Origin of the sequence: Ferruginibacter sp. SUN106 (assembly GCF_050611765.1) — a bacterium.
In the GTDB taxonomy this organism is placed as follows: domain Bacteria; phylum Bacteroidota; class Bacteroidia; order Chitinophagales; family Chitinophagaceae; genus Ferruginibacter.
Genome location: NZ_JBODJC010000004.1, coordinates 579,584 through 598,474, shown reverse-complemented (window position 1 = coordinate 598,474; position 18,891 = coordinate 579,584). Strand labels below are relative to the sequence as shown.

General features: G+C 38.3%; 17 protein-coding genes. 8 read left to right on the top strand and 9 right to left on the bottom strand.

Annotated elements, in window-relative coordinates; all coding sequences use genetic code 11:
- Positions 1-4 precede the first annotated feature (4 nt).
- The 5 genes from ACQ334_RS18665 to rpmB all read right to left on the bottom strand — a co-directional run bounded on the left by ACQ334_RS18665 (position 5) and on the right by rpmB (position 2,612).
- Positions 5-406, bottom strand: coding sequence for a hypothetical protein (locus ACQ334_RS18665; RefSeq protein ID WP_430989775.1), 402 nt, complete (start codon positions 404-406; stop codon positions 5-7).
- Between the two features lie 271 nt (positions 407-677).
- Entirely contained in the window at positions 678-1,646 is a 969-nt protein-coding gene (gene ftsY / locus ACQ334_RS18660; RefSeq protein ID WP_430989774.1) for a signal recognition particle-docking protein FtsY, read from the bottom strand.
- Positions 1,647-1,877: 231 nt separating this feature from the next.
- Positions 1,878-2,048, bottom strand: a complete 171-nt coding sequence (locus ACQ334_RS18655) for a DUF4295 domain-containing protein (protein WP_430989773.1) — start codon at positions 2,046-2,048, stop codon at positions 1,878-1,880.
- Positions 2,049-2,126: 78 nt separating this feature from the next.
- A complete protein-coding gene (gene rpmG, locus ACQ334_RS18650) occupies positions 2,127-2,309 on the bottom strand; it encodes a 50S ribosomal protein L33 (RefSeq protein WP_430989772.1) in 183 nt (60 codons plus the stop codon).
- Positions 2,310-2,375: 66 nt separating this feature from the next.
- Positions 2,376-2,612 (bottom strand): 50S ribosomal protein L28, encoded by a 237-nt coding sequence (gene rpmB / locus ACQ334_RS18645; protein ID WP_430989771.1) that lies wholly within the window; start codon positions 2,610-2,612, stop codon positions 2,376-2,378.
- A gap of 132 nt (positions 2,613-2,744) precedes the next feature.
- On the opposite strand from rpmB, the gene ACQ334_RS18640 reads away from it, so the two are divergent.
- On the top strand, positions 2,745-4,949 hold the full coding sequence (locus tag ACQ334_RS18640) for a right-handed parallel beta-helix repeat-containing protein (protein ID WP_430989770.1): 2,205 nt from the start codon (positions 2,745-2,747) through the stop codon (positions 4,947-4,949).
- Here ACQ334_RS18640 and ACQ334_RS18635 read toward each other — a convergent pair.
- On the bottom strand, positions 4,944-5,834 hold the full coding sequence (locus ACQ334_RS18635) for a DMT family transporter (RefSeq protein ID WP_430989769.1): 891 nt from the start codon (positions 5,832-5,834) through the stop codon (positions 4,944-4,946). The two genes, ACQ334_RS18640 and ACQ334_RS18635, sit on opposite strands and share 6 nt — an antisense overlap.
- Positions 5,835-6,154: 320 nt before the next feature.
- Here ACQ334_RS18635 and ACQ334_RS18630 point away from each other — a divergent pair, with 320 nt between their 5' ends.
- From ACQ334_RS18630 to ACQ334_RS18615, 4 genes are all read left to right on the top strand, one after another.
- Complete coding sequence (locus tag ACQ334_RS18630) at positions 6,155-9,364, top strand: glycosyltransferase family 117 protein (RefSeq protein ID WP_430989768.1); 3,210 nt, start codon at positions 6,155-6,157, stop codon at positions 9,362-9,364.
- A gap of 178 nt (positions 9,365-9,542) precedes the next feature.
- Positions 9,543-10,640 (top strand): vWA domain-containing protein, encoded by a 1,098-nt coding sequence (locus ACQ334_RS18625; RefSeq protein ID WP_430989767.1) that lies wholly within the window; start codon positions 9,543-9,545, stop codon positions 10,638-10,640.
- A 67-nt stretch (positions 10,641-10,707) separates the two neighbouring features.
- Positions 10,708-11,805: a hypothetical protein gene (locus ACQ334_RS18620; protein WP_430989766.1), complete on the top strand. Its 1,098-nt coding sequence runs from the start codon at positions 10,708-10,710 to the stop codon at positions 11,803-11,805.
- Positions 11,806-13,326 (top strand): magnesium chelatase, encoded by a 1,521-nt coding sequence (locus tag ACQ334_RS18615; RefSeq protein ID WP_430989765.1) that lies wholly within the window; start codon positions 11,806-11,808, stop codon positions 13,324-13,326. It begins immediately after the preceding gene.
- Positions 13,327-13,391: 65 nt separating this feature from the next.
- Here ACQ334_RS18615 and murB read toward each other — a convergent pair whose 3' ends face one another.
- From murB to ACQ334_RS18600, 3 genes are read right to left on the bottom strand one after another with little or no spacing between them, the layout of a single operon-like run.
- A complete protein-coding gene (murB, locus tag ACQ334_RS18610; protein ID WP_430989764.1) occupies positions 13,392-14,444 on the bottom strand; it encodes a UDP-N-acetylmuramate dehydrogenase in 1,053 nt (350 codons plus the stop codon).
- A 28-nt stretch (positions 14,445-14,472) separates the two neighbouring features.
- Positions 14,473-16,977 carry a replication restart helicase PriA gene (gene priA, locus ACQ334_RS18605; protein ID WP_430989763.1) on the bottom strand — a complete coding sequence of 835 codons (2,505 nt, stop codon included), beginning with the start codon at positions 16,975-16,977 and terminating at the stop codon, positions 14,473-14,475.
- A 19-nt stretch (positions 16,978-16,996) separates the two neighbouring features.
- On the bottom strand, positions 16,997-17,824 hold the full coding sequence (locus tag ACQ334_RS18600) for a lysophospholipid acyltransferase family protein (RefSeq protein WP_430989762.1): 828 nt from the start codon (positions 17,822-17,824) through the stop codon (positions 16,997-16,999).
- Between the two features lie 127 nt (positions 17,825-17,951).
- On the opposite strand from ACQ334_RS18600, the gene rplU reads away from it, so the two are divergent.
- From rplU to ACQ334_RS18585, 3 genes are all read left to right on the top strand, one after another.
- Positions 17,952-18,257 carry a 50S ribosomal protein L21 gene (rplU, locus tag ACQ334_RS18595; protein WP_430989761.1) on the top strand — a complete coding sequence of 102 codons (306 nt, stop codon included), beginning with the start codon at positions 17,952-17,954 and terminating at the stop codon, positions 18,255-18,257.
- A 91-nt stretch (positions 18,258-18,348) separates the two neighbouring features.
- Positions 18,349-18,615, top strand: coding sequence for a 50S ribosomal protein L27 (gene rpmA, locus ACQ334_RS18590; RefSeq protein WP_430989760.1), 267 nt, complete (start codon positions 18,349-18,351; stop codon positions 18,613-18,615).
- 80 nt (positions 18,616-18,695) lie between these two features.
- Positions 18,696-18,824: a hypothetical protein gene (locus ACQ334_RS18585; protein WP_430989759.1), complete on the top strand. Its 129-nt coding sequence runs from the start codon at positions 18,696-18,698 to the stop codon at positions 18,822-18,824.
- Positions 18,825-18,891: the final 67 nt, after the last annotated feature.

Below are 18,891 nucleotides of genomic sequence, written 5' to 3'. Positions count from 1 at the left end.
CTGATTACAGGATATCAAAACCAAAATTGATATTGCCCGCCGAAAATTTTACCGGTGTGGCCGGATCTGTACTCACATCAACATTAATTACCACAGTGCCGGTGCAGCCACCATTAATAGAAATAGCATCTCCCGTATTGGCATTATTGAAAATAATAGTACCACTGGTATTTACACTATCATGACCGATTATAGCACCGGTTAAATGTTTAAATAATGTTGCTGTAAGGTTGCCTATACCTGCAGTAAAAGTTACTGTTACTGTAGTGGGTTTGCCTGCAACAGGTGTTGCAACATCAGCAGATGCTACCGGGGTTCCTCCTCTTAGTAAAGACTTTACAGTGCTGTCATTTTTTACTACAGTCACATTTTTTTTTGCCTTTGCCTTCTTTTTTTTAGTTGCCATAATCATTACCATTTAAAATGTATGTATATCTATTGATGATGCCACTTTTCAAAAAAAATGAAAAATTAAATTGCGTTGCATGATAATAAATTAGTTCCAGAAACAACCCCGTGTTTTTACCTGTATCCGTTGTAGATATTAAATCCTGCCAGGAGAAAATAGTAGATTAAACTAATGCTGAGAGTAGGTTCTCTAAACAAAGAAAACTAAAACAAACGTAATACGTTCATTTTACAAATGCAAATAATTAAGCACAATTTTAAAGAAAGATTTATGCACCTGGGTTGAAAAGGCCATCAACAAACAATTGTTTATCAAAAACCAAAAGGTCTTGCGCCTTTTCGCCCACACCAATAAATTTTACAGGAATTTTAAACTGGCTGGCAATGGCTAATACCACACCGCCCTTTGCGGTGCCGTCTAATTTGGTAATAGCAAGTGCAGTTACATCAGTTGCTGCGGTAAAATGTTTGGCTTGTTCCAATGCATTTTGCCCGGTACTTCCATCCAGCACCAGCATCACTTCGTGTGGTGCATCAGGGATAACCTTTTGTATTACCCTTTTTATTTTAGTGAGCTCGTCCATCAGATGAGCTTTGTTATGCAAACGTCCCGCTGTATCTATAATGATCACATCCACATTTTTTGCAACGCCGCTTTTTACGGTATCAAATGCTACTGATGCAGGATCGCTGCCCATCTCTTTTTTTACAATATCCACACCGGTTCTTTCGCTCCAGATAGTTAACTGGTCCACTGCTGCCGCCCTGAAAGTATCAGCGGCACCAAGTAATACTGATTTACCTGCTTTGGAAAAATTATGCGCCAGTTTACCAATGGTAGTGGTCTTGCCTACGCCATTTACCCCTACTACTAAAATGATATGAGGTTTATGCCCTGCCGGTAATTCATAATCTTCGTAGTTGGTATCTTGTGGGGCAGTAACTAAAATATTCTGAATTTCTTCTTTAAGAATACGGTTCAGTTCCGATGTATTGAGGTATTTATCTTTTGCCACACGCTTTTCAATCTGTTCAATAATTTTCACTGTGGTTTCAATGCCCACATCTGCACTTACCAAAGCATCTTCCAGGTTATCCAGTACTTCGGTATCAACAGTGCTTTTACCAGCAATGGCTTTTGTTATTTTACTAAAAAAGCCTTCCCGGGTTTTTTGTAATCCCTGCTCTAAACTTTCCTGCTGTTGCTTTTTACCAAAGAGTTTATCAAAGAGTCCCATAAATGTTGATGATTAATTATTATCCGTTGTAAATTTAAAGCTTCTTGTGCACACAGCATTTTAAATTAAGGCTTCGCCTTATTTGGTTTTGCCACAGATTGCACAGATTACACAAATTTCTTTTTTTGTATTTTTTGTGAATCTGTGGCAAAAAATCCGGGCTAACTTAAATAAAGAAAGCCTCCCGGTAATGGGGAAGCTTTAAAATATTTTATTGTACGCAAGAAGATCTTAGTTAGCTAAAAAATCTTTGATCTTGTCTTTGTGAACGATCTGCTCTTTAAAAGTGTATGCGCCTGTTTTAGGGCTACGTACAGTACGTATCACTTTAGTCCAGTTCTTTGCGTCTGCTGCCGCTTTGGTATCTTTGATCTTAGCGTTCTTTGATGCTGCTTTTGCCATTGTAGTATGTTTATTGGTTAACTGGTTAATTCGTATAAAACGCTTTAACTAATTAACGGATTAACTAATTAACTTGTTTTATTTAATTTCTTTGTGAACAGTAACTTTCTTAAGGATAGGATTGAATTTCTTCAACTCCATTCTTTCAGGTGTGTTCTTTTTGTTTTTAGTAGTAATGTAACGGCTTGTGCCTGGTTTACCACTTGTTTTATGCTCGGTACATTCTAAAATAACCTGCACCCTGTTGCCTTTCTTTGCCATTGTTGTATTGTTTATTAGTTAACTGGTTAATTCGTTTATCCGGATTAACTATTAACAGATTGACGTTTAGATTTTTTCTCCAGCAGCACGTAATCCTTTAACTACGCTCATCAAACCATTTTTATTAATGGTTCTGATTGCTTCGGAAGATACTTTTAAAACAACCCATTTGTCCTCTTCTGCAAGAAAATAACGCTTGGTTTGCAGGTTAGGTAAAAACCTGCGTTTTGTTTTAATGTTAGAATGCGAAACCTTATTTCCGGTAATCGGCTTCTTTCCTGTAACCTGACATACTCTAGCCATTGTACTAATTTTTTGGACGGCAAAGGTAAGATTTAAAATGGATTTCCGACACTTAAACAGGATTAATTTTTGATTTTACCCCTAAAAATACTCACAAGTGCTTCAAAACTGTTAATAATCTACCTTTAAGCCATGAACACAAAGATACCAACCTTAGGGCTAACAATAGCCATCTGCTTCATTTTCAGTACTGTTACGGCTGCACCACCAATTACCCTGCAAAAAGGGATGATCATAAAAACTTCGGTACAAATAAAAAAAGACAGGTATCTTATCAATGGCGGCGACTCCCTGAAAAGCCCCGTAATTATCATTGAAGGCAATAATATCACCGTGGATTTTAATAATGCCTTGCTTCAGGGCAGCAACAATAAAATTTATCCCAACGAATTTTACGGGCAGGCGATACTTGTAAAGGGCAATAATATCACCATTAAAAATGCCCGGGTAGCCGGCTATAAAGTGGCCCTGATAGCTAATGGCTGCAAAAACTTAAAAATAGAATACTGCGATTTCAGCTATAACTACCGCCAGCAATTGCAAAGCACCTGGCTTAGCGAAGATGTGAGCGACTGGATGAGTTACCACCACAACGAAAATGACGAATGGCTTCGTTATGGCGCCGGCATCTATTTAAAAGATTGCAGCAATGCCACTATTCAGCATAATACCATTACCGGCGGGCAATGTGCATTAATGATGATGCGTTGCAATGATGGCATGGTCAACGATAATGATTTTTCTTTTAACTCCGGTATTGGCATAGGTATGTACCGCAGCAGCGGCAATAAAATACTGCATAATAAATTAGATTTTAATGTACGTGGGTATAGTCATGGCATTTACAACCGTGGGCAGGATAGTGCAGGTATACTTGTATTTGAACAATGTAATGAAAACATATTTGCCTTTAACAGCGTAACACATGGCGGCGATGGATTTTTTTTGTGGGCAGGGCAAACAACGATGGATAGCGGTGAAGGTGGGTGCAACAACAACGTATTATATAAAAATGATTTTTCCTACGCCCCTACTAATGGCGTAGAAGTAACCTTCAGCAAAAATATTATATCCACCAACAGGATATTGGAATGCGATAATGGAATCTGGGGCGGTTATAGCTTTAGTTCAACTGTACTAAATAATATTTTTAAGAATAACAATACTGCAATTGCCATTGAACATGGGCATAATAATAATATCCTGATGAATTGGTTTGACAGCAATAAAACAAGCATCAAACTATGGGCTAAAAAAGAAGAACCATCAGATTGGGGATTTCCTAAGTACAACAATACCAGCAGTAGAATTTATGATATCACCAATAACCGTTTTAATAATGCCCAAAAACATCTGGATATAAAAAACACCGATAGTATTTTTATTAATGGCAATTTTTTTAAGAAGGAAGAAGAAGCATATTTCCATGATTCTACGAATAACAAAATACACCGCTTGGGTAACAGCATTTTAAAACCAACCTTTGCCGAAACAGATATAATAAATTATGACGTGATGATTTATATTGACAAGGCTCAGCTAAAAAAACTAAAGATTGAAAACCAATTTCCTGATGAGCTCATGCCCGGCCGCAAAAACATTCACATTACAGAATGGGGCCCTTACGATTTCCACTACCCTATCCTCTTTTTAAAAAAGATTGACAGCAATAATATTTATCATTTTGATGTACTTGGCCCGGCCGGCAAATGGAAAATAAAAAACACCAATGATGTAACAGGCATCACCACCACAAGCGGCATATTTCCTGCAGAAATCACGGCACAAAAAACCGGCGAAGATGTACAGATAGAAATGGAATACACCGGCCCTGCATTTAAAGACCAGTTTGGTAAAATGCAGACTGCAACCAATCCATACCCTTTTACTTTCAGAGATTATAAGCCAACGATAAACTGGAGTGTAAATTGGTTTAGCTGGGATGCAGCACACAATCCCAATAAAGATTATAAAGTGTTTAAAGATTTTATTACAACCAGCACGCCCGTTAAAACTGAAAACGCAAAACAAATAAATTATACCTGGTGGGGCGCTATTGGTAAACAATTACCTGCAGATAGTTTTGCCACTGTTGCTACCGGCACTATTGAAGTAAAAAAAGGGAAATACAGGATTGGTGTAACAGCCGACGACCTGGTAAAAGTTTTTATCGATGGCAAATTAGTAATTGATTTTTGGGATGCTGCAAAATATGTGAATGATGAAGATGCACACCATAGTGCTATCGTCTCATTGAATGGCAAACACGAAATAAGAATTGAGCAGGTAGAAAATTCCGGCTATGCCACATTAATATTTTCGCTGAAGCCTTTATAAAGCAGGAGTTTTGTAGTTTTTAGTTTGATGATAGACACGGTACATCTGTAATATCACTGCAAGTAATATCAGGCCCACACCAATATAAAACTGGTAGTGCAGTGATTTATTTTCTTTAAAAAAAATAAATGCCATAATGATGCCATACACCGGTTCTAAATTATAGGTAAGATTAGCAGTAAAAGCAGATATTTTCTTAAGTGCATTCAATTGCAAATTGAAACTAAGCACAGTGCAAAACCATCCCAATACCAGCAAACATACCCAGTCGCTTGCCGTGGGCCAGTAATAAGCAGCCGGAAATTCCAGGTTATACAATGGTACCAGCAATGTTGCCGCAATAAGGCCGCCGCCCATTTCGTACAATGTTATAGTTTGGGGGGCAAATCTTTTTGTAAATTCTTTATTAAAGATGGGAAACAATGCACTGCCCAGTGCCGCAATGATTCCTAACGCAATGCCCAGTTTATACTGCGGGTGAAAATCAAAAATGATATAAATACCTGCAATGGTCAGCAAGCCCAGCAACACTTCAATAACTACAATTCGTTTCCTTAAAATCAGCGGTTCTAATAAAGAAGTAAAAAAGCCCGTAGCACTAAAACAAACCAGTGCCAGCGATGCATTGGCATAATTGATACTGCCATAAAACGTAATCCAGTGTATGGCCACAATGGCACCCACGCCTAAAAACTTCAATGCATCTGTTGGCGAGATCTTTACCAGTTGCTTTTTATAATACATGATCACAAAGAGTGTAACGACGGTTATTAATAGCCTGTACCAAACCAATAATCCTTCATTAAGGTGTATTAATTTACCCAGTATAGCGGTAAAGCCCGCTAAAAAAACAGCTATATGCAATTGAATGAGGGCTTTCTTCATTAACTCAAAGATAAGGTTATACCCTTCTTTCTCATATAGGAATGCTGCTGTAAAGCTTTTTTGTATTTACCAACCACACAGGATGGCATAAAACCCGTATCAACGCAATAACAAAGCCGTAGCGAAGCCGTAGTAAAGCCGTAGCAAAGCCGGGATTACTCCGTATAAAAGCTATGTTGTATTGCTGCCGGCAACTGCTTTTATGCTATGTTACTTCTTAATACCAGGATAAATAACACTGAAAATCTATAAATATTGGTTAACGGTAAAACTCTAAACGGTAAACATATTATATTTGCCAACTTATAACCAATAACTATATGAGTTTTAAACGTATTAACAACATTACCGGCTGGCTGGTTTGCATCATTGCTTGTGCTGTGTATATTATGACGATGGAAGCTACCGGCAGCCTTTGGGACTGCGGTGAATTTGCATCCAGTGCCTATAAATTACAAATACCGCATCCGCCGGGGGCACCGCTTTTTGCGCTTATCGGCCGTATATTCATGTCTCCTTTCGATCCGCAGCATGCGGCCACAGGTATTAACCTGATGAGCGCATTGGCAAGTGGTTTCACTATATTATTCCTGTTTTGGAGTATCACCCATTTTGGCCGTAAAATAGTTACTAAAAACGGCGCCGAATTAACTTCTGAAAAGATCTTCGCTGTAATGGCTGCCGGTGTGGTAGGCGCTTTGGCTTATACTTTTTCTGATTCTTTCTGGTACAGTGCTGTGGAAGGTGAGGTATACGCTATGTCTTCTTTCTTTACTGCTATTGTATTCTGGGCCATCCTTAAATGGGAACAAAGTGTTGATGAGGAAGAAGCACAAGGCATCAGGGGCCATTTTACCAGGGCCGACCGCTGGATCATTGTATTATTTTACCTGGTAGGGTTAGGTGTAGGTGTGCATTTACTGATGATATTAACTATTCCTGCTGTGGTGATGGTATATTATTACAAACGTTATAAAGTAACCAACTGGGGCGTTTTCTGGGCATTTTTAACGGCCTGTATTATTACAGGTTTTATACAAAAAGCGGTAATACAATGGACCATTAAAGGTGCAGGTAATTTTGATATTCTTTTTGTAAACAGTTTCGGCATGCCTTTCTTTTCGGGTTTTGCATTTTTCTTTGTATTGCTTGCCGTATTAATATATGTAGGCTTACGCATTGCCAAAGCTAAAAACTGGAATTTCTTAAAATTAGGTTTGTGGAGCTCGGCCTTTATGGTACTGGGTTGTTTCTCCTCTTATTTTACAACTATGGTACGCAGTAATGCTGATCCATCGGTTGATATGTATAATGTTGATAACCCTGTAAACCTGGTAGGTTATTTAAGCCGTGAACAATACGGTGACTGGCCCATTTTATACGGACAGGATTTTACAGCATCCCCGATTGATAGTAAAATAACCGAGACTTATATTAAGAGCAACGGCAAGTATGAAAAAAATGGCAGAAAGATAGAATATACTTATGCAGCTGAAGACATGCACTTGTTTCCACGTATGTGGGACCAGAGCAATGACCAGAACCATGCTGATTATTATGCCGGATGGATGGGATTAGATCAAAATGCCAATGGTTCTTTTAAAAGAGGGCCAAACGGAAAATATATGCGTAATGGTTCTGAAGAAGATGCCAAGCCTACCATGGCCGAAAATATTGGTTTCGCATTCAGCTACCAGTTAGGCTGGATGTACCTGCGTTATTTTATGTGGAATTTTGCCGGTAAACAAAACGATTTACAGGGCGTATACATGGGTAACGTACGTGATGGTAACTGGAAAACCGGTATCGGCCTGTGGGACAGGTTGAGATTAGGCGACCAGAACACAATGCCCGACAGTTTAAAGAAAAATAAAGCGAATAATAACCTGTATGCATTGCCGCTGATATTAGGCTTGCTGGGTTTTGTTTACCAGGTTAAAAAAGATAAAAGAGATGCATTTATAGTAGGCCTGCTGTTTTTACTAACAGGTGCCGCCATCGTATTTTATTTAAACCAGGCAGGTAACCAGCCACGTGAAAGGGACTATGCCTTCGTAGGTTCTTTCTATGCCTTTGCAATATGGATTGGCCTGGGTGTTTTATATGTAAAAGACCTGTTTGGGAAATTTATTAAAGCTCCGGCAACTGCAGGTTATGTTGCTGCAGGCTTATGCACATTAGCCGTGCCCGTTATAATGGCCAACCAGGAATGGGACGACCATGACCGTAGCCATAAAACACTTGCCAGGGACCTTGCTATTGATTACCTGGAAAGTTGCGACAAGAATGCTATTGTAATTTCTTTTGGTGATAATGATACCTACCCGCTTTGGTATGCACAGGAAGTGGAAGGCATCAGAAGAGATATCCGTGTAATCAACTCCAGTTTGCTGGGTACCGATTGGTACATTAATGAACTGCGTTATAAAGTTAATGAGAGTGACCCTATCGACCCGATATGGACTGCTAACCAGATTGAAGGCTCAAACAGGGATGTTATTTATGCGCCGGAAAGAATTTATGGTAACAATGCTGCCATGCTCAACGATTATAAAGCAAGATCGGGTGCTAACAAATTAGAAGCCAACCAGGCCATGGACCTTTACACCATGATGAAAGATTTTGCAGGCAGTGATGATCCTACTAAAGTTGAAAAAGGTACTGATGGAGATATTCTCAACATCTTTCCTTCAAGAAAAGTGTTTATCCCTGTTGATGTGAATTTTGTAAAACAAAATGGTACTGTTAATGCAACTGACAGTGTGGTATCTGAAGTTGTATTTGAGATACCTAAGAACATGATCTTTAAAAATGACGCTGCAGTTTTAAATATTATTGCCGCTAATAAATGGAAACGCCCTATATATTTTACTTCAGAAAGGGCAGGCGATATTGGTATTGACAGGTATATACGCCAGGATGGGTTGACTTATCGTTTTGTACCTGTTTTAAACAGCCAGGTAAATAATGATTGGGTATACGATAAAATGATGAAGAAGTTCCAGTTTGGTAATGCCAATGTAATGGGAGTTTATTTTGATGAAGAAAACCGCAGGCATCTCAACAGCATTCGTTTAGCGTATGCACAAGCTGCAAGCAGTCTTGCTGATAATGGCCCCGAAGGCAAAGAAAAAGCAAGGAACATGCTGAATAAATGCGACAAGATGATGCTGGACGAAAATTTCCCTTATGGCATGGTAAGCAGAGGACAGCAGCATAATTATTTTTCGTTGCTGATGATGCAAGCCGCTTATAAAGCTGATGATACTGTATTGGCCGCTAAAATATATAAGAGTGTTAAGACTGACCTTGAGCAGACAGCTACTTATTTAAATGAACTGCCAGAGGGTAAGCAGGAAAATATGGTTCAGGAAATGCAGAGTGTGCAGCAGATGCAAATGATGATGATGCAAATTAAAAATCCACGGCCTGTAATGCCACCACCAGGTGATATTACGCCCCCGATTGATGTAAAACCTGTAGCACCAAATGCTAAAGCTGCAGCAGACACATCCAAAAAGAAAAAATAAAATATCAACTGAAATAACAATCCTCCGGCAATGCTCCGGGGGATTTTTTTTATTTAACAAATGAACCAAACACTTCACTCAAATGTTTCGTAATTTAGTAGGTATAGCAGGTGTCAGACGGTTTTAAACCGTCATGACACCTGAACATTACACTCTGTACTTTTAACTTATAACTTATATGTTAGGCTTCCACTTTTCCAAATATGATCCCAATGAACAAGGCAAATCTCCTTTTGAGAAATTGCTGGATCTTTTTTTACAGCTACTCACCTATACCAATGGCGATTTTAATGAAGCCATGCAATGGATGAATGAACTGGATAAAGAATATAAACTCACCAACAATGATTATGGTATCGGCGATTTTTTAGAAGACCTTAAAGACAAAGGCTATATCGATGAGAAGAAGGAAAACGGCGAGATACACATCACTCCAAAGACAGAACAAAGCATTCGTAAAAAAAGCCTCGAAGAAATTTTTGGTAAACTGAAGAAAACCAAACAAGGCAACCACAATACTTTTAAGCCCGGTGGTGGCGACGAGATCAACCCCGAAACCAGGCCTTTTCAGTTTGGCGATACCATGGAACAAATTGATTTTACCAGTTCCATACGTAATGCACAGATCAATCATGGTGTTGATAGTTTTAAAATGCATGAAGACGACCTGGAAATAAGGGAAACCGATTTTAAATCGCAGACTTCCACAGTACTGATGATCGATATTTCTCACAGTATGATATTGTATGGCGAAGACAGGATAACCCCGGCTAAAAAAGTAGCGATGGCATTGAGCGAACTGATCAAAACAAAATATCCAAAAGACACTTTAGATATCGTGGTATTTGGTAATGATGCCTGGACCATTGAAATAAAAGACCTGCCGTATTTACAAGTGGGGCCATATCATACTAACACCGTAGCAGGTTTGGAATTGGCTATGGACCTGTTACGCAGAAGAAGGAATCCTAATAAACAGATCTTTATGATCACTGATGGTAAGCCTACCTGTTTAAAAGTAGGTGCCCGTTATTATAAAAACAGTTTTGGTGTAGACAGAAAAATTTTAAACCGTTGCATGAGTTTAGCTACGCAATGTAAAAAACTAAAAATACCTATCACTACATTTATGATAGCAACGGATCCTTACCTGCAAAAATTTGTACAGGAGTTTACCGAATGCAATAATGGTAAAGCCTTCTTTGCAGGTTTGGATAAACTGGGCTCATTCATCTTTAAAGATTTTGAAAGCGGGAAAAGAAAGACGGTGTATTAAACCTTTGCTCTCCCGGAAAGATCGAAATGTGCCAAATGTGGGGCTATAATCAAACTATTTACTTTTGATGAAAATACTTTTAGGTTTTATTTTTTTCAGTTCATTATATTCCTGCGGGCAAAATCTGCTCTCGGGTAAAGAAACAGTGAATATTTACATCGCTGGCTGCGATAGTATTTTTTATTGTGAAGGGGAAACTTTTAATCCAAAAGCCGTGCAGGCTGGCAAGAACAACGATTCTGTTTTTATTAATAAGCTGCTTTACAATATCACAAAAGAAAATAAAAAAGTTTTATTTAAACCATTTGGCGGCAATTGCGGTGATGGTAATCTTGGAGAAAGAGTGTTGAATGTAAAATCTCTTTTAATCAAAAACAATATTGAATTTACAATCAGTAACACCGACTCTGTAGAGAATAAATATTTCAATGATGTTTCTGTAATTGATTTGTTATCAGACCTACGGCCACCTCCCCCTCCACCATCTCCAGTAGTGGTTTCGCCAGCAAGTGTTTCTACCAAAGTAATTGAAAATCCTTTTTTTCAATTTCGTTTAGAAGCAACCGGCAAGGTTTATTATAGTTACGATTCTACTGACATTAATAGAAATCTTTTACCAATAGATCCTCCTACCAAAGAAAAATTAATAGCAGTACTTTCCAATTTTGAAAAAGTACATCAGATTAAATTCAGCGAAGAAACAATACCGGTAATAATAACAGGCAGCGCAGCAGCTAAATACCCCGATTTTAAAATAATAAAGGAAGCCTTAAAGGCAAAAGATGTTTTCAGGTTTAAAATTGCAACAGACGGGCCGGCACCTATCAAAAAAACTGAAACTGAAACACCTATTGTAATAAGTGCAAGAACACTAACCCTGCTGGTCTCTTCAACTGATGCCCTATTCTATTATCATGGTACAGATTGCAGCAGCATCAAAAAAACAAGTACACAACTATTGCCGGCCTTATTAAATATCGAGAAGAGAAACACTCCTGCAAAAGATCTTATGATCGTTATTAAACAAGAAGAAGGCGCAAGCTTTAAGGCTACGATCGACATTTTAGACAAAATGGTTTTGGCTAAAATTCCGGCTAAGCATTATGCAGAAATGGACATCACTGAATCTGAAATTAATTGTATCAAAAACTTTACAACTAAATAAATGAACAACATTAAAACACTTGGCGAATTAAAGAAAAGCGGCTACGTTTCAAAAAGTATCAAACAGGAAATCCGTGACAACCTCATTACAAAGATCAAAGCAAAAGAAAATCCTTTTCCCGGGATATTAGGTTACGAAGATTCGGTAATTCCTGATACAGAAAGAGCCTTATTATCGCAACACAATATTTTGTTTTTAGGTTTGCGTGGGCAGGCCAAGACACGTATGGCAAGACAAATGATCGACCTGCTGGATGAGTACATTCCGGTAGTTGCCGGCAGTGAGATCAATGATGATCCGTTAAAGCCTATTTCAAAATATGCAGTTGATCTTATTACAGAAAAAGGAGATGATACTCCTATTGCATGGTTACACAAAACACAACGCTATGGCGAAAAATTAGCAACACCTGATGTAAGTGTGGCAGATCTTATTGGTGATATCGATCCCATAAAAGCAGCTAACCTTAAATTAAGTTTTGCTGATGAAGGCGTACTGCATTACGGCATTATACCCAGGAGCAACCGCAGCATTTTTGTTATTAATGAATTACCTGATCTGCAGGCCAGGATACAGGTATCACTATTTAATATTTTAGAAGAGGGCGATCTGCAGATACGTGGTTTTAAATTGCGTTTACCGCTGGACGTATTGTTTGTGTTTACTGCCAATCCCGAAGATTATACCAATCGTGGAAGCATAGTAACCCCATTAAAAGACCGTATTGAAAGCCAGATACTCACCCACTATCCAAAAAGCATTGAAACATCTCTGGCCATTACCGAGCAGGAGGCCGGTATCAGTGATGAACAATCGCAAAGAGTGAAAGTAAGTGATTTAATAAAACGTTTGATTGAACAAGTGGCTTTTGAAGCAAGAGGAAGCGAACTGGTAGATAAAAAAAGTGGTGTGAGCGCCAGGCTTACCATCAGCGCTTATGAGAACGCTGTGAGTGCCGCAGAGCGCAGGGCCATCATTAATGGAGAAAAGGAAACACAGGTATGGCTGAGCGATCTGATAGGCATCATTCCATCCATCACTGGTAAAATTGAATTGGTATATGAAGGCGAACAGGAAGGCCCTTACCAGGTAGCTTTTAATTTACTGGAAAAATCGATCCGTACACAATTTGGTTTGTACTTTCCTAATCCGGATACATTAAAAAAGAAAAGAGGTAAAGACGTAACACCCGAAGACACACCTTATAAATCCATCACACGTTGGTTTGATGCCGGTAATTCTTTAAATAATTTCTTTGAAACAAAAGATGAAGATAAAGTACAACTGTTGTACAAGGTGGATGGCTTGCATGCATTGGTAAAAAAATATTTTAAAGCAGCCAATGAGAAAGAGAATGCTTTACTGATGGAATTTGTATTGCATGGCCTTGCAGCGCATTCGCTCATCAGCAAAAAAGTATTGGAAGGTAAAATTGAATTTAAAGACCTGATGGGCAGTATGCTGAATATAGGCAGCCAGCATTTTAGCGAAGAAGATTTTAATGAGGATGATTTTAATTAAGTCCCTTATGCTTATAAAATATCCGTGGTCGGTGAGACACCGACCACGGATACTATGGATCAGCTTTAAATAATGTTAACTTCTCTTTCTAAAATCACTCCAAACTTTTGCTGCACTGTTTCTATTATCGATTCGCTTAGTGCATATATCTCGTCGCCTTTTGCATGTCCGTAATTTACCAGCACAAGCGCCTGCTTAGCGTGGCAACCTGCATCACCATTGCGGTAGCCTTTCCAGCTTACAGCGTCTTGCGGACCGCATTGTTCAATTAACCAGCCTGCAGCCAGCTTAACATTACCGTTGGGAAGATGATAACCAACAATAGAAGGGTATAGTTGTGTTAATTTGTGAAATTCGGGGCCACTGATCTCGGGGTTTTTAAAAAAACTTCCCGCATTTCCAATTTCGGCAGGGTTAGGTAATTTAGAAGAGCGGATATTGATCACGGCATCAGAAATAGCTTTGATACTTAATTCCTGCACGCCCATTTTTTCCAACTCCTGTTCTATAGCACCATACGAAGTATTGAATACGGGCTGTTTATTCAGCTTGTAGGTTACGCTGGTAATTACAAACTGGTTTTTATATTTTTTCTTGAATACACTTTCCCTATACCCAAAAGTGCAATCATTTAAACTAAACGTAACTATTTTTTTTTCTTTCAGGTGAAATGCTTCTAAAGAATGAAACACATCTTTTATCTCCACCCCATAAGCACCGATGTTTTGCATAGGGCTTGCACCAACATTACCAGGTATCAGGGAAAGATTTTCCACGCCGGCTAAATTGTTACTGATGCAGTGCAATACAAACTGGTGCCAGTTCTCACCTGCTCCTGCCTTTATGTAAACATGATTATCATCTTCACGTATAATTTCAATTCCTTTGATCTCATTTTTTAAAACTATGCCATCAAAATTTTTAGTAAACAACATATTACTGCCACCACCCAAAATAAGAATTGGTATTTGATTTTTTTGTGTAGCTGCTCTTGCATCATCATACTGCAATAATTGTCCCAATGCGTCTGTAGAATTAAAGGAAGCAAAATATTTTGCCACTACATCTATCCCGAATGTATTGTATTTTTTTAGTGAGATGTTGGGTTGTATCTGCATTATCAATTATTCATTATCCATTATTAATTTAGTTTGTGTCTACATCCGCTACCACATGCACGCTCTTGTAACTTTTTTCTCCCCCCAATAAATTAATATGATTGCGGATGACTTTTTTGTAGGTCATACTCATACCATGTTCCTTTGGCAACTTAATTAATATTTCCATTAAATACTGGTTACGGATGCGGTTGATCACCGGTGCCGCCGGGCCAACAATATAATCTTTAAGATCTTGCCGCAATAACGCAGCCAGCCTATCTGCCGCATTAGCAACAACTGTTTTATCCTTATGTTTTAAAGTTAGTAAAACAATCCGGCTGTAAGGCGGATAGAAAAATTCTTTGCGGTTTACAATTTCATTTTCGTACATTTTTTTATAATCATGCTGCTGTACTAATTGTAAAACCGGGTGCTTAACATTCGTGGCCTGTATAACCACCTTCCCCTGTGCATTTTTCCTTCCGGCTCTTCCACTCACCTGCTCCATTAATTGAAAGGCTCTTTCATTAACCCTGAAATCGGCAAAACTTAATAAACCATCAGCATCCAGAATACCTACCAAACTTACTTTATCAAAATCCAATCCCTTTACCACCATTTGTGTACCTACTAAAATATCCAGGCGATGTTGTTCAAATAATTGTATCAGGTTATCATGCGCCTTTTTCCCTCTCACACTATCTACATCCATCCTTGCAATTTTATTTTTAGGAAAGTCTTCTTCCAGTTGTTCTTCTATTTTTTCTGTTCCAAAATTTTTCTCTAACCAGTTATTATTACCACATGCCGGGCAGGTAATTAATTTGGGGTACTGACTGGCGCAATAATGACAATGCAGTTTATTGCTGTGCTTGTGCAATGTTAATGAAACAGAACAATGCTCACATTGCGGAATAAAGCCGCAAGTGCCGCAAATTAAATAAGGATTGTAACCTCTCCTGTTTTGAAAAAGAATTACCTGCCTGTCTGCATCCAATGACTGCTGCATGGCTTCCTTTAGTTGCGGACTGATCATCACTTTACCTTTTTTTGCCACCTGCCGCACATCCACAATTTCAATAGAAGGAAGATTGATACCACCGAAGCGTTCATTCAATTCCACCAACGCATATTTATTATTAACTGCATTAAAATAACTTTCTACCGAAGGGGTGGCACTGCCCAATAAAACCTGCGCCTTAAATAATCCTGCATAATAAATAGCAGCATCTCTTGCATTATATCTTGGCGAGGGATCCTGCTGTTTATAAGAAGCATCGTGTTCTTCATCCACTATTATCAATCCTAAATTTTTAAAAGGAAGGAACAAAGCACTTCTTGCTCCCAATACCATTTTCACTTCGCCTGTTCTTATTTTATTCCACAATTCTATTCTTTCGTTATCATTAAATTTAGAATGGTAGATAGCAATATTGCCGCCAAAATGTTTTTGCAGGCGGCGGATAATTTGTGCAGTAAGTGCAATCTCGGGCAACAAATACAATACCTGTTGGCCGGCTTTAAAATATTGCTCCATCAGTTTTACATACACCTGGGTTTTACCACTGCCGGTAACACCATGTAGTAAGCAAACATTTTTTTTGTCAAAGCTTTTGGCTACAGCATCGCTGGCTTCCTGTTGTGCGGTGCTGAATTCAAAATCAACATCCACATTCCTGGGCAGGGTTTTAATTCTGTCCACACTTCTCTTTTCTACCCACAAAATATTTTTATCTGTCAACCCTTTTAGTTGGGCCGCAGTGGCGCCGGATTTTTTTAATAGATCAGTTTGTAAAACATCACCGGTAGATTTTTCCAAATGTAAATAGGCCAGCAATAATTCCATTTGCTTGGGAGCTCCTTTCCAGTCGTTTAATTTTTTACTCAGCTCTTCTTCATTATTAAAAGCCGGATTTAAAACCACATAATTTTCTTTTTTGGCTTTGTACTTTTCATCCAGGCTTTCCCATACAATACATACTTTTTTCTCAATCAGTTTTTTTATTACCGGGTACACATGGTTAATGTCCAGTATCTGCTGCACTTCTGATAAACGCAATTCTTTTTTTATCAATAATGCTTCGGCCACTAAAAATTCTTCATCCCCTAAGTGAGAAAAATCCTCGCCGGCTTCATCATTAAATAATAAAATGGTTTCGCTGCTTAGTTTAAAATGCGCCGGTAATGCCGCCGCCATCACTTCCCCTTCGCTGCACATATAGTATTGTGCCATCCATTGCCAGAGTTGTAATTGCTGCGGATACAGGATAGGCTCATCGTCCAGTACATTCATTACCGGTTTGGTTTTGTACGCCGGTTCTTTATCAAGTATAGTTTTTATTACCCCTGCATATTTTTTATTTTTCAATTCCACTTCTGCCCTGCAGCCTGGCTTTACTTTATCTGCTAATGCAACAGGAATAGAATAGGTATAAGTTTGTGGCAATGCCAGAGGCAAAATCACTTCGGCCCAAAGGCCGGAGGATGGTTCGGTAAATAATATGTTGGTGTTGTTTTCCAAAAATTGTTTTGCAAAGATATTGACTTGCATTGCTTGTGCGAACTATGAACTATACACTATCAACCTTCCTGATCCAACTCACCTTATACCCGATCAGTTTTTCTTCCATCAGTTTATACACCCTGTCCTTTAGTTCCTTTACATCTTTAATTGTCAATCCTTCAACCGGTATGTCATCTAAATAAACAATTCTTGATTTACCTGGTGTAAAAGAAAAAATACTTTTATAATTATTACGGTCGTAGGCATCTAAAAATAAAACCGGCTTAATGGGCGTTTGCGTTTCAATGGCAATTCTGAAAGCACCGTCGTAAAACTCTTTCAGCGGCCGGTGGGTTGTATTAAATGTGCCCTCGGGACTAATAACTATCGATATACCTTTTTTGATCACGCTTTTTAACTGCAGTACACTTTTAGCCCTGTTATGAGCATTATTCCTGTCTACCAAAACCACGGTACATTTATATAGAAACCCGAAAATGGGGATTTTGGTCATTTCGGCTTTACCCAAAACCCTGAAATGTTGTTTGCGGATGGCCTTCATTAACAGCGGAATATCAACATAAGAAATATGGTTAAACACAAATACGTATTGCTTACTGCGGTCCATTGTGCTCTCATATATATATTGTGTGCGTATGCCCAGCATAAACAGGAAGAAATCAGCCCAGGTATGGCAGAGTTTATATATAAAATTGCCCCCTTTAATTTTGCCGAAAAAGGAAGCGATGATCACCAGCGGAAATATCAATATGAGGAAGCCTGTGAACACTATAATAGCGTAAAGGCTATAAATAATTTGTATAAAACGCAAAAAATACTGCATAATAGCCTGCGAAGATAACCTGTTTACAGGGGTAAATGAATTGCTGGGCACTGATTTTCAGGCTGTAAAGCCCGTTTTGTCCCCAAAGAGGCTATTTTGGTGGATATATTTTTTCTGTTTAGCTGTACCAATTTTCAGTTAAAACCCTTACCTTTGCCGTCCTAAATTTGGGATATTTATGTTAGCAGTAGTAAAAATAGCAGGTCAGCAATTTAAAGTTAAAGCAGGCGACAGCTTATATGTGCCTCACATTGCAGGTAAAACCGGAGACCAGGTTGAATTTGCAGAAGTATTATTTACAGAAAGCGATGGCAGTATTGTTGCCGGTGCTGATGTAAAAGCTGTAGTTAAAGCTGAAATTATCAGCGACCTTATTAAAGGCGATAAAGTGATCGCTTTTAAAATGAAAAGAAGAAAAGGTTTCCGTAAAAAACACGGACATCGTACACAGTACACTCACATTAAAGTAACAGCAATAGCTTAAAGAAAGTTATAGGTGATAAGTTATGAGTGTATGTTTAAAAACTTTTCTCTTTAACTTAAAACTTAGAACTTAAAACTTAAAACTTAAAAACATGGCACATAAAAAAGGTGAAGGTTCCGTAAAAAACGGCAGAGATTCACACAGCAAAAGATTAGGTGTAAAAATTTATGGTGGTCAACCAGCATTAGCAGGTAACATCATTATCCGTCAACGCGGCACAACTTACCATCCTGGTAAAAATGTTGGTGTTGGAAGAGACTTTACCATCTTTGCATTAACCGATGGTTTAGTAGAATTCAGAAAAACAAAAGGTGACAGAAATATAGTTTCTGTTCAAGCCGTGGAGCCAACCGCTTAAAAAATATTTAATTTTTTTTGTTAGTTAAAGAAATATTTCTATTTTTAAGTATTATTTACTAACCAATTAAATTTAAAAAAATGGCAACAAAGAAAAAAGCTGCAAAAAAAGCTGCTCCAAAAAAAGCTGCAAAGAAAGCTGCTCCTAAAAAAGCTGCAAAGAAAGCTGCTCCTAAAAAAGCTGCAAAAAAAGCTGCTAAGAAAAAGTAAGCTTTGCTTTTTAAAGCAAAAAAATACGGAAGCCCTGGTAATTTTACCGGGGTTTTTCTTTTGAAAC